This is a genomic window from Bacteroidales bacterium (assembly GCA_035353855.1).
Classification (GTDB): Bacteria; Bacteroidota; Bacteroidia; order Bacteroidales; family CG2-30-32-10; genus DAOQAK01.
Map to the genome: position 1 here is coordinate 45,141 of DAOQAK010000007.1, position 24,547 is coordinate 69,687.

The 24,547-nt window shown below is 32.9% G+C and carries 21 protein-coding genes; 7 read left to right on the forward strand and 14 right to left on the reverse strand.

The window, feature by feature from the left end; all coding sequences use genetic code 11:
- Window positions 1-104: 104 nt before the first annotated feature.
- Window positions 105-1,025, reverse strand: a complete 921-nt coding sequence (rsgA, locus tag PKK00_02875; protein HNW97339.1) for a ribosome small subunit-dependent GTPase A — start codon at window positions 1,023-1,025, stop codon at window positions 105-107.
- Complete coding sequence (dprA, locus tag PKK00_02880; GenBank protein ID HNW97340.1) at window positions 1,022-2,170, reverse strand: DNA-processing protein DprA; 1,149 nt, start codon at window positions 2,168-2,170, stop codon at window positions 1,022-1,024. Before dprA ends, rsgA begins: the two co-directional genes overlap by 4 nt.
- A 48-nt stretch (window positions 2,171-2,218) precedes the next feature.
- Here dprA and PKK00_02885 point away from each other — a divergent pair, with 48 nt between their 5' ends.
- Window positions 2,219-3,301 (forward strand): LptF/LptG family permease, encoded by a 1,083-nt coding sequence (locus PKK00_02885; protein HNW97341.1) that lies wholly within the window; start codon window positions 2,219-2,221, stop codon window positions 3,299-3,301.
- A gap of 2 nt (window positions 3,302-3,303) precedes the next feature.
- Here the strand turns inward: PKK00_02885 and PKK00_02890 are convergent, their stop codons facing one another.
- From PKK00_02890 to lpxK, 5 genes are all read right to left on the reverse strand, one after another.
- Window positions 3,304-4,455, reverse strand: coding sequence for an energy transducer TonB (locus PKK00_02890; protein HNW97342.1), 1,152 nt, complete (start codon window positions 4,453-4,455; stop codon window positions 3,304-3,306).
- 113 nt (window positions 4,456-4,568) lie between these two features.
- Complete coding sequence (locus PKK00_02895; protein ID HNW97343.1) at window positions 4,569-5,747, reverse strand: TlpA disulfide reductase family protein; 1,179 nt, start codon at window positions 5,745-5,747, stop codon at window positions 4,569-4,571.
- Between the two features lie 26 nt (window positions 5,748-5,773).
- Window positions 5,774-6,868 carry a magnesium/cobalt transporter CorA gene (gene corA, locus PKK00_02900; protein HNW97344.1) on the reverse strand — a complete coding sequence of 365 codons (1,095 nt, stop codon included), beginning with the start codon at window positions 6,866-6,868 and terminating at the stop codon, window positions 5,774-5,776.
- A gap of 37 nt (window positions 6,869-6,905) precedes the next feature.
- Window positions 6,906-7,718, reverse strand: coding sequence for a purine-nucleoside phosphorylase (locus PKK00_02905; GenBank protein ID HNW97345.1), 813 nt, complete (start codon window positions 7,716-7,718; stop codon window positions 6,906-6,908).
- Window positions 7,711-8,766, reverse strand: coding sequence for a tetraacyldisaccharide 4'-kinase (gene lpxK, locus PKK00_02910; protein ID HNW97346.1), 1,056 nt, complete (start codon window positions 8,764-8,766; stop codon window positions 7,711-7,713). The genes PKK00_02905 and lpxK overlap by 8 nt, the downstream gene beginning before the upstream one ends.
- Before the next feature lie 96 nt (window positions 8,767-8,862).
- Here lpxK and PKK00_02915 point away from each other — a divergent pair, with 96 nt between their 5' ends.
- The 3 genes from PKK00_02915 to PKK00_02925 are packed head-to-tail and all read left to right on the forward strand — an operon-like array spanning window position 8,863 to window position 12,340.
- Window positions 8,863-9,957: a Nif3-like dinuclear metal center hexameric protein gene (locus PKK00_02915; GenBank protein HNW97347.1), complete on the forward strand. Its 1,095-nt coding sequence runs from the start codon at window positions 8,863-8,865 to the stop codon at window positions 9,955-9,957.
- A gap of 10 nt (window positions 9,958-9,967) precedes the next feature.
- Window positions 9,968-10,795 (forward strand): C4-type zinc ribbon domain-containing protein, encoded by an 828-nt coding sequence (locus PKK00_02920; protein ID HNW97348.1) that lies wholly within the window; start codon window positions 9,968-9,970, stop codon window positions 10,793-10,795.
- 45 nt (window positions 10,796-10,840) lie between these two features.
- On the forward strand, window positions 10,841-12,340 hold the full coding sequence (locus PKK00_02925) for a hypothetical protein (protein HNW97349.1): 1,500 nt from the start codon (window positions 10,841-10,843) through the stop codon (window positions 12,338-12,340).
- Between the two features lie 84 nt (window positions 12,341-12,424).
- On the opposite strand, the gene PKK00_02930 is transcribed toward PKK00_02925, so the two are convergent.
- Complete coding sequence (locus tag PKK00_02930) at window positions 12,425-13,870, reverse strand: hypothetical protein (GenBank protein ID HNW97350.1); 1,446 nt, start codon at window positions 13,868-13,870, stop codon at window positions 12,425-12,427.
- 26 nt (window positions 13,871-13,896) lie between these two features.
- Window positions 13,897-15,696, reverse strand: coding sequence for a hypothetical protein (locus tag PKK00_02935; GenBank protein ID HNW97351.1), 1,800 nt, complete (start codon window positions 15,694-15,696; stop codon window positions 13,897-13,899).
- 116 nt (window positions 15,697-15,812) lie between these two features.
- On the opposite strand from PKK00_02935, the gene proS reads away from it, so the two are divergent.
- Entirely contained in the window at window positions 15,813-17,288 is a 1,476-nt protein-coding gene (proS, locus tag PKK00_02940) for a proline--tRNA ligase (GenBank protein ID HNW97352.1), read from the forward strand.
- On the opposite strand, the gene PKK00_02945 is transcribed toward proS, so the two are convergent.
- Both PKK00_02945 and PKK00_02950 read right to left on the reverse strand, forming a co-directional pair.
- Entirely contained in the window at window positions 17,289-18,044 is a 756-nt protein-coding gene (locus PKK00_02945; protein HNW97353.1) for a DUF2807 domain-containing protein, read from the reverse strand.
- A 41-nt stretch (window positions 18,045-18,085) separates the two neighbouring features.
- Window positions 18,086-19,159, reverse strand: a complete 1,074-nt coding sequence (locus PKK00_02950; protein HNW97354.1) for an acyloxyacyl hydrolase — start codon at window positions 19,157-19,159, stop codon at window positions 18,086-18,088.
- A gap of 128 nt (window positions 19,160-19,287) precedes the next feature.
- On the opposite strand from PKK00_02950, the gene mazG reads away from it, so the two are divergent.
- Together mazG and PKK00_02960 are read left to right on the forward strand one after the other, a co-directional pair.
- On the forward strand, window positions 19,288-20,061 hold the full coding sequence (gene mazG / locus PKK00_02955) for a nucleoside triphosphate pyrophosphohydrolase (GenBank protein HNW97355.1): 774 nt from the start codon (window positions 19,288-19,290) through the stop codon (window positions 20,059-20,061).
- 83 nt (window positions 20,062-20,144) lie between these two features.
- Window positions 20,145-21,524 carry a hypothetical protein gene (locus PKK00_02960; GenBank protein HNW97356.1) on the forward strand — a complete coding sequence of 460 codons (1,380 nt, stop codon included), beginning with the start codon at window positions 20,145-20,147 and terminating at the stop codon, window positions 21,522-21,524.
- A 109-nt stretch (window positions 21,525-21,633) separates the two neighbouring features.
- Here the strand turns inward: PKK00_02960 and PKK00_02965 are convergent, their stop codons facing one another.
- The 3 genes from PKK00_02965 to PKK00_02975 form a co-directional block, all read right to left on the reverse strand.
- On the reverse strand, window positions 21,634-22,266 hold the full coding sequence (locus PKK00_02965) for a peroxiredoxin (protein HNW97357.1): 633 nt from the start codon (window positions 22,264-22,266) through the stop codon (window positions 21,634-21,636).
- Between the two features lie 113 nt (window positions 22,267-22,379).
- Window positions 22,380-23,123 carry a ZIP family metal transporter gene (locus PKK00_02970; protein HNW97358.1) on the reverse strand — a complete coding sequence of 248 codons (744 nt, stop codon included), beginning with the start codon at window positions 23,121-23,123 and terminating at the stop codon, window positions 22,380-22,382.
- Between the two features lie 62 nt (window positions 23,124-23,185).
- On the reverse strand, window positions 23,186-24,481 hold the full coding sequence (locus PKK00_02975) for a sugar MFS transporter (GenBank protein ID HNW97359.1): 1,296 nt from the start codon (window positions 24,479-24,481) through the stop codon (window positions 23,186-23,188).
- Between the last annotated feature and the right edge of the window lie 66 nt (window positions 24,482-24,547).

Genomic DNA, 24,547 nt, shown 5'->3' on the forward strand with positions numbered 1-24,547 from the left:
CTTTACGAATTTGCAAAGTCAAAGTCGTTTAGATTCAGTAATACTGAGCGAATGAATTTGCATTATTTTGCAAATTCGTTCAGCCGAAGTATACTTTTGATTTATTAAAACTTCACCCCATCATCGTTCAACATGGAAAGATAATTCTTATAACGACCCGGATCAATATACCCTTCATCCAATGCTTTTTTAACCGCACAATCCGGTTCATGCACATGGGTACAATTATAAAACCTGCACTTGGGAAGTAGTTCGCGCATTTCCGGAAAATAACCACCTAATTCCTCCGGGTTAACCCATATCATACCAAACTCTTTTATTCCCGGAGTATCAATTATAAATCCTCCAAACGACAATGGAAACATTTCAGTGAAAGTAGTCGTGTGTTTTCCTTTTTCGTGATAATCAGAAATCCTTCCTTCTTTCAAATTCAGTGAAGGTTCAATGACATTAACCAATGCAGATTTTCCAACACCCGAATGTCCAATTAGCAAACTGGTTTTATCTTTTAAAAGTGCCTTGAAATCTTCAGTATGAATGTTATCAATAACCGAAGTTACCAGGCATTTATATCCTATATGCTTATATAATGTACATAAATAATCAACATCGTCTTTCATTACTTCATCATGCAAATCGCATTTATTAAAAACTATTGCAGCAGGGATATGATACAACTCGGTAACGGCAAGAAAGCGATCAATAAATCCTGTTGAAGTACGCGGATATGCAAGCGTAACAATACATACAGCCTGTTCAATATTTGCAGCAATGACATGTTGCTGCTTTGAAAGTTTTGTAGATTTACGAATAATATAATTTTTTCTATCTTCCAGGAAATGAATCAACCCCATTTTCTGTTCTTCAATATAATCAAACTGAACATTATCGCCAACAGAAAGTGGGTTGGTGCTGCGAATACCTTTTATCCTGAAACTTCCTTTCAGTTTGCATTCGTAACGCTTACCATCACCGGTCATTACAACATATATGCTGCCTGTTGTTTTTGTTACTATTCCGTTCATGCCAGTTGATATATTTTTCCGGGAAGGCAACGTATGACTCCCATGAACTCCAGGTTTAACAATACTGCCGCAGTTTTACTTGCAGGAAGATTTAATTTTAAACTAAGCATGTCTACAGAAACCGATTCCGAAGTATTTAAAAAATCGACAATCAATTTTTCTTCATTTGAAAGTTCAACAAACAATTGCTTCTGAATATTCTGATTTTTCTTTTCTTTCTTTTCTTCCCATCCCATAATATAAACCAGGTCTTTTGCTGATTGTATCAGAGCAGCTCTATTGGTTTTAATAAAGTTATTGCATCCTTCGGAATATTGGTCGCCTACCCTGCCCGGGAAAGCGAACACATCACGGTTATAACTATTAGCAATATCGGCGGTAATAAGCGCCCCGCCTTCTTTTGCTGCCTCAACTATAATTACTGCATCACTTAACCCTGCAACAATACGATTACGTTTAGGAAAATTCTCAGGAATGAATTTTGAATCGCTGGAAAAATCAGTTAACAGCCCACCATTCTTCATCATCTTTTCGGCAGTAGCTTTATGGGTTTGCGGATAAAGCATATTCAATCCATGACCAAGAACACCCACTGTAGGAAGCCCCATTTCCAAAGCGGCACGATGAGCGTGAATATCTATGCCATACGCAAGCCCGCTTACAACCATCACATTTAATGATGCCAATCCTTCCACTAAGCTATGGCATATTTTTTTCCCGTATTCGGTTGCTTTGCGTGTACCTACAATTGCCACAATTCTTGGAATATTAAAATCAGCTTCTCCATTAAAATAAAGCATTACAGGACTGTCTTCACAATGTTTCAAACGTTCAGGATAACCTTCATCCAGATAGAATAATGGTTTGATATTATTTTTCTGAATATATTTAATTTCTTTTTCCGCTCTTGATAAAACATCATTTCTTGCTATGGTTTCAGCCAATGTTTGCCCAATCCCGGGAACTTTCATCAGTCCTTTTAACTTTTCCCTGAATACCGCTTCAACACCTCCGCAATAAGCAACCAATTTTTTTGCAGTAATGTCGCCAATGCCCGGTATCATTGTGATTCCTATCTTATATAACAGTTGTTGCTCCATAATTTGTTCTGCTAAAATAATTATTTCTTTACAAACTCGTTTCAAATTAATCCGCTTGTTTGCATTTGTTTTTATATTTTTGCTCAATTAATCATGAATTTGAAAAAGCTCGACATATATATCATACGAAAATTCCTGGGCACCTTTTTTTATGCCATTTCATTGTTAATTATTATAATTATCATTTTTGACATTTCGGAAAAAATGGATGATTTTCTTCGAACGAATCCTTCGCTTTATAAAATTATCTTTAACTATTATTTAAATTTCATTCCATATTTTGTTAACATGTTTAGCCCGTTATTTACATTCATAGCTGTAATATACTTCACTTCCCGCCTGGCCGCGAATACTGAGATTGTTGCCATACTTAACAGTGGTATCAGCTTCCGCAGGCTACTTAGTCCGTACTTAATATCAGCTATTTTTATAGCCCTTTGTTCATTCGCTTTATCAAATTTCCTGATCCCTTATACAAATAAGAACATGATTGAATTTGAAATGATGTATATTAAAAACAAGCATTATTCACAGGAAACGAATATGCATATGCAGATCAACCCGGGTATTTTCGCATATGCAGAACATTATAACAGCGATGCCAATATTGCATATCATTTTTGTATTGAAAAAATTAATGAAAAAGGATTATATTATAAACTTACAAGTGACAACGCTCAGTATGACACTACAGAAGGCACATGGCATATTCAGAATTATTACATCCGTACGATTGACGGCACTAAAGAAACAATAAAGAACGGAGCATCCATTGATACCACATTAAATTTGAAACCTTCTGATTTTATTGAAAACCTTCATGATATAGAAACCATGAATCTCATGGAACTAAATTCGTTCATTGCTGATGAAGCATTAAAAGGTTCGGATCGTATAAATTATTATTTGGTAGAAAAACACAAACGTATTGCATTTCCTTTTGCTACAGTAGTTCTAACATTAATAGGTGTTTCATTATCGAGCCAGAAAAGACGTGGCGGCACAGGAATAAATTTAGGATTAGGATTAATACTAAGTTTTGCATTTATTCTTTTTATGCAAATCTCTACAACATTTGCCACTAACGGGAATTTACCTCCCCAAATTGCAGTATGGATACCAAATATTATTTTCGGGGCATTAGGAATATATTTGTTAAGAATGGCACCGAAATAAAATTATTCTAAAGTAAATTTTATTGGTAAAGTAAAAAATATTCTAACGGGGACACCATTTAGCTCTGCGGGTTTCCATTTGGGCATGGTTTTTATAACACGAACAGCTTCTGCACCACATCCTCCTTCAATATTTTTTAAAACATGAACATTTGTAATTTCCCCATCACTTTCAACTACATATGTAACTATTACAGTACCGGATATACCTTTTTCCTTTGCTTCCTGCGGATAACGAATATTTTCACCTAACCACTTATACATATTTTCTTCACCTCCAGGAAATTTTGGCATTTCTTCTACTATAGTTAAAATAGGTCCATTATACTTTTTTTCTTTTATTATCTTCTCAATATAAAGATTTTCATTATCTGTTCCTAACTCAGTTGTATCAAGCAATAACTTATACTCACATGAATCATAAGAGAAATTTTTTGATATTACATTTATAATACGTCCCTTTTGAATTAGAGATGTATTATATTTTAAAATAGTATCATTATCTATCATTTTTATAAAAATATAATTTCTACTGTCATCACATTTTGATAATTCAATAGTATTTATCCTTGTAATACCATCTTTAAATAAATCAGGAATCATAATTGTTTTATATTTATAGCAATCTTTATGTAATAAAATCAAACTTCCATTTTCACCCATTTCCCATGCAATTTTCAGATTTTTGCAATATCCGCATGTATCATATTCATTAAGTTTAGTTAAGGCTAAATTATAATAAGCCTGTATATTTTTTGATTCATTTAAAGATAGATTGAATAATGAATCTGCTTTATGAAAGTTTTTCAAATTAAAATATTTTACTCCTTCATTATTATATTTTGTACTCATATCACAATAAAAAAAATATAATCTCTGTGCTTGAGTATCTCCAAGTTTTGAAGCTTTTTTTAAATAATTACAACAAGAAACTGTATCACCTAATTGAACTTTCACCATTGCAAGATTATAATAAGCATCGATATAATTTGTATCATTTTTAACAGATAATAAAAAAAACGAATCTGCTTTGATATAATCTTTTTCATTAAAATACTTTATACCCTTATCGAAATATTTTAAAGCTTTACTCGACTGAGAATACACAGAAAACTGAATTAGTATTGAAACAAAGAATAATATTGATTTTTTCATAAACAACTTTTCTACAAATGAAAATAAAATCGTCCGAATATAAAAAGTTGTTTTTATATTCGGACAATTTTACTATTTAAATGGTAGGGTTGGATTTATTGTTGGTGAAATTTTTATTTTAAAACTTCTTCCATTTTTTCTTCTATCACTTTTTCATCATTGCCTTTTGCAATAATTTTTCCATCTTTATCAATCAGCACCATAAAAGGGATTTCTTGTATATTGTAAAGTTTCACAATAGGTGACGACCAATATTTTAAATCGCTTACCTGTGTCCATGTTAGTTTATCTTTTGCAATAGCTTTTGTCCATGCATCTTTTTCACGATCCAGCGAAACTCCAAGTATGGTAAAATCTTTTCCTTTATATTTTTTAAATAAGGCTACAAGTTTAGGATTGTTAGCGCGACATGGAGAACACCATGATGCCCAGAAATCAACAAGGACATATTTCCCTTTGAATGATGATAGCGAAACAGAAGTGCCTTCCGGTGTTTCCTGCGAAAACTCAGGTGCTGTTTTACCAACAGCCACTTTTTTTTCAGCAAGTTCTGCTTCAACCTTTACACGCTTGATTTCTGATATACGTTTATGTAATTCATCAGTATGCATATTCCCCGGATATGCTGTCATTAAGGATTTATCAAGATTTTCGTAATAAATAAAATCCGCCGAATCTTTTTCAAAAAAAAGTGATTCTCTTCCAAATTGTTCATAAATTGCAATAAGGGAAGCCAGCGAGTTGATGTTTTTATCAATAAATTTTTTATTAAAATTTTTTTCTTCATAGAAAATCATCCTGTATGCAGAATCTAACTTCTTCTTGGACTCAGCATAATCAGGCTTTCCAAGTGATTCCTTATAAATTAATCCCAAAGAATCAACTTTTGCTAAGTTTTCTTTTTTATGTTTGTTCAATTCCCAAATCAATTCCGAACCTTTGGATCCGCTAACTTTATATGATTGCAATAGCTGTCTTGCATCACCAGTAATTTCAACTGTTTCACCTTTATCAATCAGAAGCGTAATAAAATTATTTTTATTTAACATCAATACATAAAACCCGATTTCTTTAGGTTGCACATTGAAATAAAAATCCCCGTCTTCGCTTACTACAGCAGAGTCGACAGTATTCATTGTAGATACAGTTAGCTCTTTAAGATAAATGGAATCTTTTTTTGCATTGCTTAAATTCCCTTTAACCACAAAACTTTTTTCATCAGCTTTATTGCCACCACAACCGGCAAAAATCAATACAACAATAACAGGAATCAGGTTCAGAATTTTTTTCATATCAATAAAATTATTTATTAGTCATATTAAAGCCATTTCTTCCTTTTAAAATAAATTATCATCATTCCTACACAAGCCAGGCACAACAACCAAAAGAAAGCATAGCCTGCTCCCCAACCCAGCTCAGGAATATTTTTGAAATTCATTCCATAAACTCCTGCAAAGAATGTTATCGGAATAAAAATGGTGGCAATTATTGTAAGAACTTTCATCACGCTATTCATGCGGTTACTGATGTTCGATAAATATATATCCATCAAGCCTGCAAGAATATCGCGCTGTGTTTCTATCGAATCAATTATATGAATTGCATGATCATAAATATTACTAAAGAAAATATATGAACCTTCGTGAATTATAGGATTTTCGCGGCGCTGCATCTTTCCTATCGCTTCACGCAAAGGAAAAACCGACTTCATAAGAACTACTAATCCACGCCTTGTTTTCTGAATCTTTGCCAACGATTTTCCTGTTGTATCCAGCAAAACATCGTCTTCAAGTATTTCAATATTTTCTTCAATAACTTCTGTAATTTCAAAATAATTATCAACTGTTGCATCAATCAAAAGGTACATCAGGTAATCGGTGCCCTTGCCCAGCGCTTTGCTCACGCCACTTAACATTCGTTCTGTTATCGAATTGAAAAGTGTTGATTCGTTTTCCTGAAACGACAATACAAATTTTTCACCAAAAACAAAACTGATTTGCTCGTATTTAATTTCTTCTTCTGCCTTATTATATTCAAGCCCTTTCATCGTGAAGAAAATATAATTATCAAATTCTTCAAATCGCGGGCGAAGCTCAGTGTTAGGGATATCTTCAAGAACGAGAGGATGCAGGTTAAATATTTTTCCAATACCTTCAATAATATTTATGTTATGAATCCCATCAACATTTAACCAGACTTTTCCTTCTTTGCCAATAAAATTATTACACTCTTCTACCGATTTCAAAATATGCATTTCTGCAAATTCGTTAGTATAATAAATCAAAGTCAATTTTACATCGGATTTATTTTCGGCGCCAACATGAACAATGCTTCCCGGCGGCATTCCTGCCTTCTGTGAAAATCTTATTTTTTGAATAGTTTTCCTTGTCGGTTTATGTTTTTTATGTTTCATTTTTCAGCCGTAAAAATTTCCAATGTTTCTATTGAGATTAAATTGAAGAGATCAATTCTTTCATCAGTCGGGTCATTTTCTTTTCAGCTTCATTCGCAACTTTTATAACTTCTTCGTGCGATACTTCAACAATTTTTCCGGGCACACCCAAATCGGTAATTATTGAAATGGCAAAACACGGAATCGACATATGCCTTGCAACAATAACTTCGGGAACCGTTGACATACCAACTGCATCAGCCCCGGTATTACGCATGCGCATATACTCCGCAGGAGTTTCAAAGCAAGGACCAGAAACCGATGCATAAACTCCGGTTTGATAATTTATCTTATGTTTTTTTGCAATTTCAATTGCTTTTTGAATCATAGATTTATCGTAAGCTTCGCTCATATCAGGGAATCGTGGACCAAGCTCATTATAATTTTTCCCCATCAAAGGGTTATCGGGAAGCAAATTAATATGGTCGGTAATGATCATCAAATCGCCAATCTCAAAATCAGGATTAACACCACCGCTGGCATTGCTAACAAATAATTTTTTTATTCCTAAAAATTTCATTACACGTACAGGGAATGTAAGTTCTTTCATTGTATAACCTTCGTAATAATGAAAGCGTCCCTGCATAGCAACAACTTTTTTTCCGCCAAGAATTCCAAAGATTAATTTTCCCGAATGCCCTTCAACTGTTGACACAGGAAAATTTGGAATGGTTTCATAAGCAAGGGTGTGTTGAATTTCAATTTCGTTAACTAACCCACCCAAACCTGTTCCGAGAATGATTCCTGTTTCAGGTTCAAATTTTATTTTTTGCTGAATGTAGGAAGAAGTTTCTTTAATTTTTTCAATCATGTTTTGCATAATCTGTCAATATTTTGTTAAACGTTTCTTTATCCGTTGTTGAAAAATCAGTTTCAATTGGCGCAATGTATACCGGAAGTTTTTTTACAACCTCAACAATACCGGGCTTTTCCAATCGCATTGCATCTTTTTCTGTTGTTACAATAATTTTTTTAAGGGTTGCAAATTTATTAAAAGTTTCATGAATACGCATAAGGTCATTAACAGAATATTCATGATGGTCGTTAAAACGTATTAAATGCACTTCTTCAAAATCTTTTTTCAAATGTTTGATAAGCGGTGAAGGGCTTGCTATTCCTGCGAAAAGCAAAACTAAAGTTTTGCTTTTCGCATCATTAAATTCTGTTCCATCATTCAGGCTTTTCAACTCTGAATATTTTATGAAGCTGAAGAGAATTTTACAACTTTTATTTCTTGATGAAATTTTTTTCGAGATTTTTTTTCTTTCATTCTCGTTTAAATCAGAAGGACATTTCGTAACCACAATAACATCTGCTCTTGCCGCACCAACAGCCGACTCCCGCAACGTCCCCGAAGGAAATAAAAAATCGCGGGTAAATATTTTTTTATAATCGGTTAGCAAAACATTCAAGCCGGCTTTGACTTTCCGGTGTTGATAAGCATCATCAAGAATTATGATTTCAGTTTCTTTTTTCTTTTCAACAATTTTATTTATCCCGGTTTTCCTGTCTTCGCAAACCGTTACAAACACATCAGGAAATTTATTTTTGAATTGTTTTGGTTCATCACCACATTCTTCAAACGATGAATTGACAAGTACTTCAGCAAAACCCTTTGTTTTCCTTTTATATCCCCGACTTAAAGTTGCAACATGAAAATTATTTTTTAAAAATTTTATGATGTATTCTGTCATTGGGCTTTTACCAGTTCCACCAAGACTTAAATTTCCAACACAAATAGTTTTTAAAGGGGGAGCATATGATGCTTTCCAGCGCCAGTCGTACATTTTATTCCTGCACAAAGTAACGAGCCAATACAAAAAAGTAAATGGGAATAATATTACTGTTCTAAAATTCATACGATAAAAGTACAAAAAGCTTTTATAACAAATTAAGAATTCATGAATAACTGTTTGTTTAACTTTTATTTTAATTATTTTTGAAAAAAGTTTTATATGAAAATTCACAAAATCACATCATTCCTCGAAAGCATAGCACCGCTTGCATTGCAGGAATCGTATGATAATTCAGGTTTGATAATTGGCAACCCTAATGACGAAGTTTCGAAAGCCCTGATTACGCTTGATGTTACCGAAGAAATCATTGATGAAGCCATTTCAAAAAAATGTCAGTTAATTATTTCGCATCATCCTTTGATTTTCGGAAATATCAGCAAAATTCGCCCCGATAACTATACCGGCAAATGTATCATAAAAGCAATAAAAAATAATATCTCAATTTATGCCATACACACAAATTTCGACAATATTGACAATGGCGTAAATGCTGCGCTTTGCAACAAAATAGGACTAATCAATTGCAGAATCTTAAAACCTAAGAAAAATATTCTTAAAAAATTAGTCACATTTTGCCCGACAAAACATGCTGATAAAGTTCGGAAAGCCTTATTTGATAACGGAACCGGACACATAGGCAATTACGATTCGTGCAGCTATAATATCGAAGGTTTTGGAACTTTCCGCGCCCTCGGAAACACGAATCCCTTTGTTGGCGAAGCATTCAAACTTCATAAAGAAAATGAAATACGTATTGAAACCATTTTTCCCGCTTATCTTGAAAGAAATATTTTAAAAGCTTTATTTGCTTCACATCCTTACGAAGAAGTGGCTTACGATATTTATCCCCTTGAAAATTCTTTCAATAAAGCAGGAGAAGGAATGATTGGAGAACTAGAGAAATCTATGACTTCAAATGATTTTTTCAAAAAAATAAAATCAGACCTAAAAATTCCTGTTATCAGGCATAATAATAAATTAAATAAAAAAATCAAAAAAGTTGCAGTATGCGGAGGTTCCGGAAGTTTTCTTGTTAAAGACGCTATTTTTGCCGGTGCCGATGCTTTTCTTACATCTGATATAAAATATCATAACTTTTTCGATGGCGATAACTCTTTGATAATAGCTGATATCGGGCATTACGAGAGCGAACAGTTTATGAAAGAAATTTTATATGAGCAACTTAATAAAAAATTTCCTACATTTGCAGTCCTAATTTCAAAGTTGAATACAAATCCTGTAAAATATTATTAAGATTAACAGTATGAGTAAAGTAACAAAAAGCGCAATGGACCCAGCATTAAATGCTGAATTAAATACTAAAGAAATCGGAAGTAATAAAGCCGATTTAGATGAAAAAAACGAAGCTTCTGTTGAAAAGAAACTAAGGGCATTATTTAATTTACAAATTATCGATTCACAGATTGATAAAATTCGCAGCATCCGTGGAGAATTACCTTTGGAAGTTCAGGACCTTGAAGATGATATAGCAGGTATTCAAACACGTATCGATAATTATACAAGCGAAGTTAATACACTCGAAGAATCCATAAATGAGAAGAAAAACGCAATTAAGCAATGTCAGGTTCTCATAAAAAAATACGAAGCACAGCAATCAAACGTAAGAAACAATAGGGAATACGATTCTTTATCAAAAGAAATTGAATTCCAGAATCTCGAGATACAGTTATGCGAAAAACGCATTAAAGAATTTAAAACTAATCTGGAAGCCAAAAAAGAAGTTATTGAAAAATCAACAAAACAACTGGAAGAAAAGCTTAGTGAAGTTGATATTAAAAAAAGTGAGTTAGCTGACATTGTAGTTGAAACAGAGAAAGAAGAAGTAACATTACTCACCCGTTCCCAGGAAAATGCACGTATTATTGAAGAAAGACTTTTACAAGCCTATAAAAAAATCCGGAAAAATGCACGCAATGGCTTAGCCGTTGTTATTGTTGAGCGTGATGCTTGCGGTGGTTGTTTCAATAAAATCCCACCTCAACGTCAGCTTGATATACGTATTCATAAAAAAATTATCGTTTGTGAATATTGCGGACGTATCCTTGTCGACCCCGAAATAGCAAAATCATAAAACTATTAAAAGAAGAGTGAATACTCTTCTTTTTTTTCATTAGTCATGAAAAAAAACTTTATCATCTTTTTGCTGTTTGTTCTATTCAGTAATTTTTCGTTTGCATCATTCAACTTTAATAAAAATTGTAAAAATGCTTATGAAAAAATAATAAGCCTCCGATTTGATGAAGGAAAATTATTACTTGATTCTGAAAAAATAGTTAATCCCTCTAATAAAATCGTTATTTATCTTGAAGATTATATTGATTTTCTAAAACTTGTCATTTCAGAAAACACTACACTCTACAATAAATTAAAGGAAAATATAGATATACGGATTGATAAAATTGAAGAACAGGAAGAAGAATCACCTTATTACAAATATTGCCTTGCCGAAATAAACCTGCATTGGGCTTTTGTGCGTATGAAATTTCAGGATTATATTACATCTGCAGGAGAAATAAGAAGGGCATATAAACTACTTGTAGAAAATCAGGAGGATTATCCAAGTTTTGTTCCTAATTATAAAGGATTAGGGTTATTGCATTCTTTAATCGGAACTATTCCAGATGAATTCAGTTGGGCAACTAACTTGATAGGGATCTCGGGAACTATAACTCAAGGTGTTAATGAACTTACAGCAGTATTATCAACAGCAATCAAAAATCCAGAATATAAATACCTGAAAACTGAAAGTATTTTCTTACTAACATTTATTCAACTTAATCTTCAAAGTGATAAAGATGCCGCTTTAAAATTAGGTAAATATCTTGATGATTCAGAATATAAAGATCTGGCAAAAACAAATCCTTTATTATGTTATGCTGCTGCAAGTGTTGCTTTAAAAACAGGCTCCAATGATAAAGCTATTGAAATTTTACTTTCCCGGCCAACAAGCAAGGAATATTATCCTTTCTATTACCTTGATTACATTACAGGAGTTGCAAAACTAAACAGACTTGATTTTGACGCATATAAATATTTGTACAGTTACCTGATGAATTTTAAAGGGCTTAATTATATAAAAGCAGCTTACCAAAAACTGGCATGGTACTACCTTGTAAATAACAACACTTCTAAATATCAGGAAAAAATAGCTTTTGCAGTTACATTGGGTTCTTCAATTGTTGACGAAGACAAACAAGCACTTGCTGAAGGGAAAAACAAAACGGTTCCTAACATAAGACTTTTGAAAGCGCGTTTACTATTCGACGGGAGCTATTATCAAAAAGCTTTAGATATGCTTCAGGAAAAACTCCCAAGCAATTATTGCACTACAACAAAAGATTTCCTTGAATATACTTATCGCACTGGTCGCATTTATGATGAATGGGGATATGATTTAAAAGCAATACCTTTTTATGACCTAACAGTCAAAAACGGAAAATCATCCACTTACTATTTTGCAGCAAATTCAGCTTTACATTTAGGAATGATTTATGAAAATCAAAACAATAAGAAAAAAGCTTTATATTATTACGAACTTTGCAACCAAATGAAAAATACCGAATATAAAAACAGTATCAATCAAAAGGCAAAAGCAGGTATTAATAGGCTGAAGTAATAAGAATTATGTTCGAACTTTATATAAAATAAAAAAAGCCGGGAAGCATTTCACCGGCTATTAATTAACTAACACCAAAAAGCACTAAAACCTAAACCCTAAAGTCATTAAAAAATTATGTGAAGTTTTTTCTAAACTTGCAGGATTAAGAACATCATAATTATATAAATAATAATCTTCATTTGAAATAGAGTATGCATATGCAAAATCTATAAAAAATCCTTTTTCTATTATTCCAAAACCTCCTGAAAATACTGTTTTCTTTCCATCGTTAATGTTCGATTTATATGGACTTCCATATATAGCATAACCTCCTCTTAAACTGAACAATCCAAAAACAGCTTCTGCACCTAAACGAATATTATTTTGAGCTTTGTATTTTGCCTGAATTTTATCATTTTCATCAAAAAAACTATAATCGTTTGCACGTAATCTAGCTTCAGAATAGTCAATAAATTCATAATCAGCACTTATTATACCACGCTTTGCTATTTGAACAGCAATACTTCCAATAGCTCTCATAGGAGAATTAAGAGAAAAATTATATTCGCCATTTGGAGAGTCAGAAGAATATTTTTCTCCATTATCAAAAGAAGAATTCATTTTGCTTGACCATGTTTCATTTAGATTATAAAAGGTAGGAGTATGAACAGCTGCACCTATCTTAACTTTAAGCATCTCTACATCAACAGGGACATAAATTATTCCAAATTTAAAATTAAAACCTGTTCCCGATGTATTAACTTCTTCATGATATGTAAACGATTTAAATCCAGAAATTGAATCAACATCATCAGCTTCACTATAAGATGATAATTCATGATACCTTAAATAAGGAAAGCCAATGGTTCCTCCTATATAAAACTTATTATTATAATTAGCACCTAACGAAAATACCATTTCCTGCTGAGCTCCTGTTGTTTCAATAGATTTTCTTTGTAAAATACCTCCATTTGGCACATTTGAAAAATAAGTTGTACCACCAATGGTATCAAGTAAGTATGTATTAAATGCCAGCTGAGTATCAAATACGCCAAGCTCATCCGAAGCTATACCCTGCGCATTCTCTAGATATACACTCATTAATGAACTATTTATATTTGATCCTTTGATATCAACCCTATTATGAAAATTATTATAACGATTTAAACCAAAACCAAAATTAACTGATTTCCAACTATTTTCATTATTATTGTTGGTCTTAAAAGCATAAACCATTCCAATATTACTGAAATTAAAGTTGTATTTTTCGTCTTTTGATGCAGTTCCATTATAAGTAGATGATGTTTTACTATTATAAATCGATGGGGTAAAGGTAAATTCATTTTTCCTGAATACACCAATACCAGCAGGGTTAGTTGAAAGTGTAGAAAAATCAGCACCAATAGCGCCAAAAGCTCCACCCATACTAGTATACCTGGCCGTTCCGCCAAAACCAATCATAGAATATCTTAAAGCATCTACATTGTTTTGTGCAAAAGAAGTCATCGAGATTATGATGACTAGTGTGCTTATTATTAATCTTTTCATAGTTTTAATCATTAATGATTATTCAATTATTTCCTCTTGCTTCCAGTATTCCCTATACTAGATCTGGATGAACTACTAGATGATGAACTGGAACTCTTTGGTGTCGAATAGGAACTACTTGATGATTTTGGTGTAGAGTAGCTATTACTTGATGACTTAGGTGTTGAGTAACTATTGGTTGATGATTTTGGAGTTGAATAGCTGTTATTTGAGTTATAGTTCGAATTTGATGTACTACTCTTACTTGGAGTGCTATATGATTTTGGAGATGTAGTACTTGATTTTGGAGTAGTTGAACTAGGTGTCGAATATGTCTTCGGTTTCGAATAATACTGGTTAGATTTAGGCTCAGTATACGTTGGTGAAGAATACGTCTTTGGTTTTGAATAAGTAGATTGCGTTGTAGTTGTAGGCGTTGTTGTTTTACTTTTAGGAATACTGTACTGAGAATTAACTGTATTGGTTGATGTAGTATTCTTACTTTTTGGCATTGTATACTGATTACTTGTAGGTGTAGTGCTAGAATTAACAGTATTAGTTGTTGTTGTACTCTTACTCTTCGGAATTGAATATTGATTACTTACATTAGTATTAGTAGTAGTTGTTGTTGGAATTACGGTATTAGAATTTTCGATAGTATTTGTTGTAGTTTTATCCTTAGGAATTACTAATGGATTGGTATTGGTAGTTGAGCTTACATCTTTATCTTTTACCGGAACAACATCTAATGCGGGAATACTTGTTGTTGAAGTTTGATTGGTAGGGGTTTTATCCAAATGTATAGTCTGCGGTGTAGTTTCAACACTATTTAAAGTTGGTAAATTTGAATTACTTGTATTTACAGTGTTTTTACTTTTGTCAATCGTAACTGTAGATAATGAACCATTATTTAAATTACTACCAACAGTATTGTGGGTATTATTGGTTGTGGTTTGGCTTTTTGATTTATCAATCAAAGCTGTTTCATATTTATCACCAAAAGTAATACTGTTACTATTAGTAGACATTGAACCCGATAAATCATTTTTAGGACCATAGTAATATGAGTTACCATCAAAGCTGTTATAATAATTATCGCTGGCACCGGCATAATAACCATTCCAATAGCCATCCCAATAGCCATTATAATAGCCATGATTATATCCACCCCACCCATAATAAGGTGAATAACCCCAATATCCGGGGTAACCCCAACCACAATACCAACCCCAATGTGGATAACCGAATCCCCAATTACTATAATACCCGCCCCAATAAGGTTCATAATAGCAATAATATGAAGGATACCACCAAGGCGAACCACAATAAATGCTTATTCCCCAATCCCATGGGTTATATGTATACCAATAGTAATCGGTGTAATAATCATGATAATAATCATACCCATAGTTATGATGAAATCTTTTTATACGTGCAGAATATTCATAATCATAATAATCGTCATAATAATAATTATTGGTAACTTCAGTTGGGTTACCATTTTCATCATAATACGTTTCACTTGTAGAATAATTTATTTTTTCATTGGAATACTTTGTATTTCCTGTATCATTAGCAGTAGCTTGTACTTCTTCTGTTGAATTTTCAGTATTTTCGTTGGGTGTAACTGCATTATTTTCTGTTATTTCTTTATTCGTTGAATAATTTTTGGGATTATCTGCTTTACTTTCAGTTTGAGTGGAAGGTGAAGTAGTAGTTGTAACTGTAGCAGCAGCATCTTTTTTAGAATAATACACATCATCATACATCGAACGGGTTTGATATGATGTTTTGCAGGCTGTAAGTAACAGTGCTGCAGATGCTAATATCAATAAATACTTTTTCATATAATGGTTCTCCTTTTGATTATCAAAATTATATTCTTTGTTTAACATTTGTTTATTTTCTATTTTTGTTAAATAATTCTTCATATATATTTACAAATATCATACCAAGAATACTTATGGCTAAAGATTTTTCAACACGAAACGAAAATTATTCTCAGTGGTACAATGATTTAGTAATCAAAGCCGGACTTGCTGAGAACTCTGCAGTGCGCGGTTGTATGGTGATTAAACCATATGGATATGCTATCTGGGAAAAAATGCAGGCAGCATTGGATAAAATGTTTAAAGATACCGGGCATAGCAATGCTTACTTTCCAATATTCATTCCAAAATCATTTTTCAGTAGAGAAGCTTCACATGTTGAAGGTTTTGCTAAGGAATGTGCAATAGTAACTCACTACCGTTTAAAAAATTCACCTGAAGGAAAAGGGGTTGTTGTTGATGAAACTGCAAAACTTGAGGAAGAACTTATTATCAGACCAACTTCAGAAACCATTATTTGGGACTCTTATCGTAATTGGATTAAATCGTACCGTGATTTACCAATACTTATAAATCAATGGGCAAATGTTGTAAGATGGGAAATGAGAACCCGTTTATTTCTAAGAACAGCAGAATTCCTTTGGCAGGAAGGACATACAGCCCATGCCACTAAAGAAGAAGCTATTGCCGAAACGCTACAAATGCTTGATGTTTATACTGAATTTGCTGAAAAATGGATGGCTGTCCCTGTAATCAAAGGAGTGAAGACAGAAAATGAGCGTTTTGCCGGAGCTGTTGATACATATTGCATTGAAGCATTAATGCAGGATGGGAAAGCATTACAGGCAGGTACTTCGCATTTTCTGGGACAAAAATTTGCAAAAGCTTTCGATGTTAAATTTGCTTCAAAAGAAGGTTCGCTTGAACACGTTTGGGCTACATCATGGGGTGTTTCAACAAGATTGCTTGGAGCATTAATTATGGCTCACTCTGATGATAATGGATTGGTGCTTCCTCCAATGTTAGCTCCAACTCAGGTTGTTATTATTCCAATTTATAAAAATATTGAACAACTTAAAGAAATATCTGAAAAAATAATTCCAATTAAAAAAGCGATTGAAAGTAAAGGTATTTCTGTAAAATATGATGACCGCGATACACAAAAACCCGGCTGGAAATTTTCGGAATATGAATTTAAAGGTGTGCCTGTAAGGCTTGCAATTGGACCAAGAGACTTGGAACAGGGAACAATTGAAATATCAAGAAGGGATACATTAGAAAAAAGCGTAATTCAACAAACAGATATTGAAAATAAAGTTCAACATCTTCTTGACCAGATACAGGATAATCTTTATCAGAAAGCTGTTTCATTCAGGGAAAATAATACGCATTCTGTTAATACCTGGGATGAATTTAAAGATGTGATTGAAAATAAAAGCGGTTTTGTGTATGCACATTGGGATGGGACAGTTGAAACTGAAGAGGCAATTAAAAATGCTACCAAAGCTACTATCCGTTGTATACCATTGAATAACCCGAAAGAAAATGGGAAGTGTGTGTTCTCAGAAAAACCTTCTGAACAACGCGTTATATTTGCTAAAGCTTATTAATCAAAATGGGATTAATCTACCCGAACCAGTATAATTGTATGTAATTTTCGAAGGATTACCGGAATAATAAACATTACCGGTATAATCAATCCATGCATCTAGTTCGCCTGTTACCCAAATATAATCATTAGCGGTAGCTTTGCTGGTTAGATAAGTAAGATTGGTTTTAAAATCCCTCAGGTCAGCTGGACCATTTCCACATGTATAAAGATAATTCAATCCTGAAACTCCTTTCACCGTAAGGTCAGCCGGACCAGTATGTATATTGAACCATGAAGTATTGGTGTGAAGAAGAAAGTTTAAACTTCCCGTTCCTTCATTATCATCTAACTGAAAGAAATTCGTGTAAATAGTATCTTCTGTAATAACAGTGCCAGCACCTTTGTAATAAATGAAATGCCAGAAATCTTTAAAAGTTAAATAAACATTAATCTTGGGTTTATAACTGCGTACCCAGTTACAATGATTGTCATTCCTGATGACAAGAACACTATCTTCAACATTTGTATAAATATCGGGAAGTAAATTTTCGCCTGCTTCAATTTTAATTGAATTAAAAGTATCCTGTTTTAAAAATAAATTGATTTTACTTTCAAGTCGCACCTGGCTGAATTCAGCAACAGTCCTTTCTTCTGTAACGATATCGCCCGTTGATTTCAGGCAATCGCAACGCTTTTCCTTAGTACAAGTTGTAAAAAGAATTAATGTAATAGAAAGCATCAAAACATAAATAATATTATTAAATACAACTTTCATTTACATTTTTCAATTTGAAATTTTCTATTTGCAATCATCAATTAATTTTTATGTTTAATAGTATACCCTATTCCCCACTCAATAAAATCGGCCTTTGCAAAATGCGTTTTCAATGCAAGATGTGCAAAAAGTTTTTCATTAAAATTATATTCCAAACCAAAACGCGAATAAATCATTCCATCAGATTTATCTTTTGCATACAAATAATAACCAATATGAGTAAGTAAACGTAAACGTGAAAAAACAAAATTATGTCCGGCGTATAAACCCGGTTTTAAAATTCCCAAATCATTTTTTAGTACTATATCTTTTCTTTTTAAAACACGTTTATCGCTGTAATCCATGTAAACATCAATACCTGCAGCTACTTCCCTTTTATATGAAAATGATTTATAAAAATTAAACGACGTCATGAAAACACCGTAATAATCACCCAAAGCAGGATAAAGTTGTTTCATTCCTCCAGCAAAATAAATTCGCAACGATATTTTATTCTCAGAAATATTTTTCCATGAAGTATCAGGCAATATATTTGTTTTATCGGGAAAATAATAAGCAATACCAGCAAATACAGTAGGAATGTTTATTCCCAGGTTTGGAGTTTTAAATGAACCATTTGAAAAATGAGTAATTCCAATGCCAGAAGTAAGTGAAATTTTTTTCTTCACCAACCATTTGCATTCATAAAACATATTAATTGCTGCATTCAGATGTGAACCTATCGCAATATTTTTATAATTATCGTTATAATTGAATGGTTTTGAAATGTAGCCAAGCCCAATTCCAAAACGATAATTCAGAAAAAAATTATTTTTATTATACAAATGAAAATTCAAATAAGGATAAGCAGCAACCGCTTTCCCCAATACTACCGGGTTTGCCAGATCAGCATACCATATTGCTCCGCCTATTACCGGGTATTTAAAAAGACAATGCCATTTTTTTTCACCATGCGTTTGAAAATTGAAATTCAGTTCATATGCCGTGAAATGCCCGGTAGTTAGGTGTTGCATATTTTTATGATGCGGCATTATAAATCCATAATGCAATTTAAATTCGCTGAAATAACTGATGGAATCATGTACTGAAGCATTTCCTGCAAAAAATAAATTCACAAAAAATAAAATGAAAATTATTTTTTTACAAATCAACAAATATCTTCTAATGCTTTTCAAATTATTTCAACAAGTTTAAGGAGTTACAAAAGTATAAAGTTTTACCTTTGTAAAAACGAAAGAACCAGATGAACGACAAAATAAAAGAATTTCAACGATTGCTCGAAATAATGGATGAGCTTAGAGCACAATGCCCGTGGGATAAGAAACAAACTTTTGAATCGTTAAGGCATCTAACTATCGAAGAAACCTATGAACTTGCCGATGCTATTGTAGAAAAAAACATTTCCGAAGTTAAAAAAGAACTAGGCGACCTGATGCTTCATATTGTCTTCTACGCCAAGATAGCTTCGGAAAACGGTGATTTTGATATAGCAGATGTTTTAAAAGGAATTAATGAAAAACTGATTAAACGACATCCACATATTTACAGCAATGTTAAAGTTGAAAACGATACGGATGTAAAAAATAACTGGGAAAAAATAAAATTACAGGAAGGACATAAATCAGTTTTAGGAGGTGTTCCTGTATCGCTTCCGGCAATGGTAAAAGCATACCGTATTCAGGATAAAGTAAGAGGCGTAGGATTTGACTGGGAAAAGCCCGAACAGGTGTGGGAAAAAGTTCTTGAAGAATTAAACGAATTGAAACATGAAGTGGAAACAGGCGCCTCCCCTGATAAAATTGAAGATGAATTTGGTGATTTATTTTTTGCTTTGATAAATTATTCCCGATTTGTTGATGTAAATCCAGAAACTGCTTTGGAAAGAACCAATAAAAAATTTATTCAACGTTTTCAATACCTTGAAGAAAACGCCAGAAAAATTGGACGTTCGCTTCATGATATGACGCTGGCAGAAATGGATGTTTACTGGAATGAAGCAAAAATAAAATTCAAATAACCTTTTAAGTTTTGATTTATTTTTTCATAAAACTCTTTCTAATCTGAAATTTTTTAATTTTGTTTGCATCCTAATTCTTATTAATGAAAAAAATATTCCTTATCATAGTTGGAATAATATTTTTTTTATCCGCTGCAAATGCCGGCAATTCGTGGCCTATATATAATTTTATACAAAGCATTAATAACAATTATACAAATTCCGGCCCTGTTGATGATAAAGATTTCAAACTGATGTATCTCGATGCACAGGACCTCTTCAACTATGAATATTACGATGATGCCTTGATGATTTTTAAAAGGCTTCTGGCGCAAGACCAAGATAATTGCAACCTGAACTTTTATGTTGGTGTTTGTATTCTGAAAACTACCAAACAACGTACTCTCGCCGAAAAATATCTTGAGAAAGCCGTTAAGAAAACAGATGTTGCTTATAGCTACAATTACAAAGAAACAGCAGCACCTGTTTTTGCATTTTTTTATCTCGGTCAGGTATATCATCTGGAAGGCAAGTATGATGAGGCTTTGAAGTGTTATGAGAAATTCAAGACATTTCTTACAAACAAAAATAAAGACGGGCAATTTTTAAGTGATGTAGAAAGTTCCATTTCCATTACCATCAATGCATTAAAACTTTCGGCCATACCAATTAAAATAAAAATTGAACCGGTAAAAGCAGTCAACTCCCCATCGAGTGAGTTGACCCCGGTGCTTTCGACAGATGGAAAAACATTATATTTTTCATCAAAGCGGAAAGGCGCAATGGGCGGACAAAAGAACAACCTGGGCGAATTTTTAGATGACATTTATTATACTACTTTAAAAAATAATACTTGGCAAAAGCCAAAAAAAATGGGCTCGAAAATAAATTCTACCGGAAGTGATATCATGAACAGTATCACTCCTGACGGCAAGCAGTTATTGTTTTCGAGGCAAGTACGTGGCACTTACGATATTTTCTTTTGTAATCTTGGAAAGAAAAATAAATGGTCAACACCGGATAAACTGGGCCCCAACATAAACACCAAATCAAATGAAGCATTTGCTTTTATCACACCTGATGGGAACACCATGCTTTTTGCAAGCGACAAAGAAGGAGGATATGGGGGTTACGATATTTATATGGCCGAAAAAACAGCAACTGGCGAATGGGGCCATCCTTTTAATTTAGGACCAGAAATAAATTCTGATAAAAATGAAATTTGCCCTTTGCTCCTACCCGACGGCACATTATATTTTAGTTCGAACGGACATGAAACCATGGGTGGTTATGATATTTTTGAGACAGTTATCTCGGAAGATGGGTTATGGGCAAAGCCAGAGAACATGGGCTATCCGCTGAATACAGCAAGCGACGATTATAATTTTACCTTCACAACTCCCGATGGAAAAAAAGGAATGTATACTTCTGCAAAGACTGGTGGATATGGAGAAACCGATATATATACTTTTACGTTTGAATAAAATCATAAATAATAAAAGCCTCAAAATTCCATTCATTTGAGGCTTTATATCTCAATCACAAATACCTAATCCGAAGATTTGGTATTGAAACTTTGAATTATAAGCTAAATTATTTCCTTGCCAAATACTCCGAAACACCTTCGTGAGTAGCTTTCATGGCTTTGTCTCCTTTATGCCAGTTAGCTGGACAAACCTCTCCGTTCTCTTCAAAAAATTGTAACGCATCAACCATACGCAATGCTTCGTCAACGCTACGCCCTAAAGGAAGGTCGTTCACAACCTGGTGCCGAACGATCCCCTGCTTGTCAATTAAAAATAATCCGCGATAAGCAACAGGAGCACCATTAAATACGGCCTCTGCATTTTCATTGAAATCATATTGTCCGGCAAGAACATCATAGTTTTGTGAAATAGTTTTTGTTAAGTCGGATACCAATGGAAACTTCACGCCTTTAATTCCACCATCTTTCCTTTCGGTATTCAGCCATGCCCAATGCGAAAACTTGGAATCTATTGAACAACCTATAACTGCAACATTCCGCTTTTCAAATTCTGCAATTGCATCCTGGAAAGCAATGATTTCAGTAGGGCACACAAAAGTAAAATCGAGCGGATAAAAGAAAAACACTACATGTTTCTTTCCTATAAATTGTTCGAGAGAAAAATTCTCAACGAACTCGCCACCGTTTATTACTGCTTCTGCATGAAATATTGGGGCTTTTTTACCTATTAATACTGACATAAGATTTGAGATTTGAGTCCGCCACGGCGGATTAGATTTATGATTTATAAATTTTACAAAATAAAATTACACTAAAATTAAACTTTATGTAAAAAGAATTTTATTAAAAACTTTTAACACAAACTTAGCAATGAAATTCCTGCACCAATAATAATGGCAATAAATTTATATAAATTAAATCCGTGTTGTTCTTCTGATTCAAATAATATGGTAGTTGAAATGTGAAGAAAAATCCCAACAACAATTGCAAGTATGATATTAAAAAAATGCGACATGTTTTCGGCAAAGCTTTCACCTAAATAAAAACTTGTAAGTGTACCCATAGGAGCTGATAATGCAAAAATCATCAATAAAATTACAGCTGTACTTTTTTTAAGACCCGTATGTAAAAGCAAACTCACAAGCACAATAGACATAGGAATATTATGAATAATGATTCCTGATAATAGTGTATTTTTAATTTCGGTATTTTGAAAATTACTTGTTAAAGGCATTCCTTCAAGAAATGAATGAATGCAAATACCAATCATGATTGCTAAAAAACTAACATGTTCATTTTTTTTACGACAAGGTTCGTTAAGTTTTTCATGATGACTATGATGACCATGCTCCACACCTTTGGTAAGAAAATCGAGCAATAACTGGATAAAAAATCCCAGCATGATAAATAATCCTATCTGCTGTGATTCGGAAGAATAAATTTCGGGAATAAGTTCAGTAAAGGTTAGGGTTAACAGGAAAGCCCCACCAAATGCAAGAATCAACTTTAAAGTTTTTTCACCAGTTTTAAAAAAAAATACAGAGATTCCGCTTAAAACAACCGGGAAAAATAATGCTATGAAAACAAACAGTGACATTTTATTAGTTATCAGTTAATAAGCAAAAAAGTATAAGTTTATTATTGTTTTTTTATTCTTTTTTAATTTGCCATAAAGTTTACATTCTTTTTATTAAGCCCTACTTTATGACCTTTGTAAGCATAATACAAAATAAATAAGTAGCAAGGTAATAAAATTAAATAAGCCTGTTGTGAACCAATAGAACTGATATCAACCAGCCTTCCGTATAGCAATGGGATTGTTGCTCCACCAGCAATACCCATGATCAGAATTGCCGAACCGGATTTGGTGAATTTACCCAATCCGTTTATTGCAAGCGGCCATATAGCCGGCCACATTATTGCATTAGCGAAACCTAAAGCAGCAATAAATAAAACCGATGTAAACCCGTTTGTATAAACAGCTAGTAAAGAAAAAATCAAAGCTAATATTGCAGATATTCCTAAAGCTTTACCTTGATTAATATATTTAGGAATTAAAATTATTCCCAGGATATATCCAATCACCATACCGAATAATGGCATTAACGGATACAGTCTTGCATTGTCCATTAAAACACCTTGTGATTTTCCGTAAAGTGTAATTGTATCAATTGAAATAACTTCCGCTCCAACATATAAAAATATTGCAACGAATCCAAGAAGCAAATGAGGGAAATTTAATATACTTGTTTTCTCTTCTTGAGCATCGTTATTACCATTTTCGGCACTGATATCAATATCAGGTATAGGTGATAATTTAATGAAAAAAGCAAGAATTAAAAGTAAAGCTGCAATTATTATATAAGGAAAAATAACCCGTTCTGCTAAGTTACTAAGAAGGATTTCTTTTTCAGTTGGTATTACTGTTAAATTAAGCTGGGTTTCTATCGCTTCAAAGTTTTTTAATACAATAGCGCTAAGAACAAGTGGGCCCATAAAACCTGCAATTTTATTACATATTCCCATGATGCTTATTCTTTTTGCAGCACTTTCAATAGGACCAAGAATGGTTACGTAAGGATTAACCGCTGTTTGAAGAATGCATAACCCGGTTCCCTGGATAAATAACCCGGAAATAAATAAACCATATGTCCGTGTAATTGCAGCAGGAATAAACATCAATGAACCAATAGCCATAATTATAAGTCCAAATGACATTCCTCCTTTAAACCCTGTTTTTTTTAACACCCATGATGATGGCAATGCCATTACAAAATATGAAATATAAAAAGCCAATGTAACAAAATACGCCTGGGTATTATTAAGTTCGCAGGATGTTTTAAGAAAAGGAATTAATGTGCTATTCAGCCAAGTTATAAAACCAAAAACGAAATATAAAATTCCTATTATAAAAATGGAAATTACATAATCTTTGCGTGAATTTAATTTAGTCATTAATAAATATTTTATTTGTTTATCGACAAAGATAATGTTTCCGATTATTATGAAAAGATTATTACG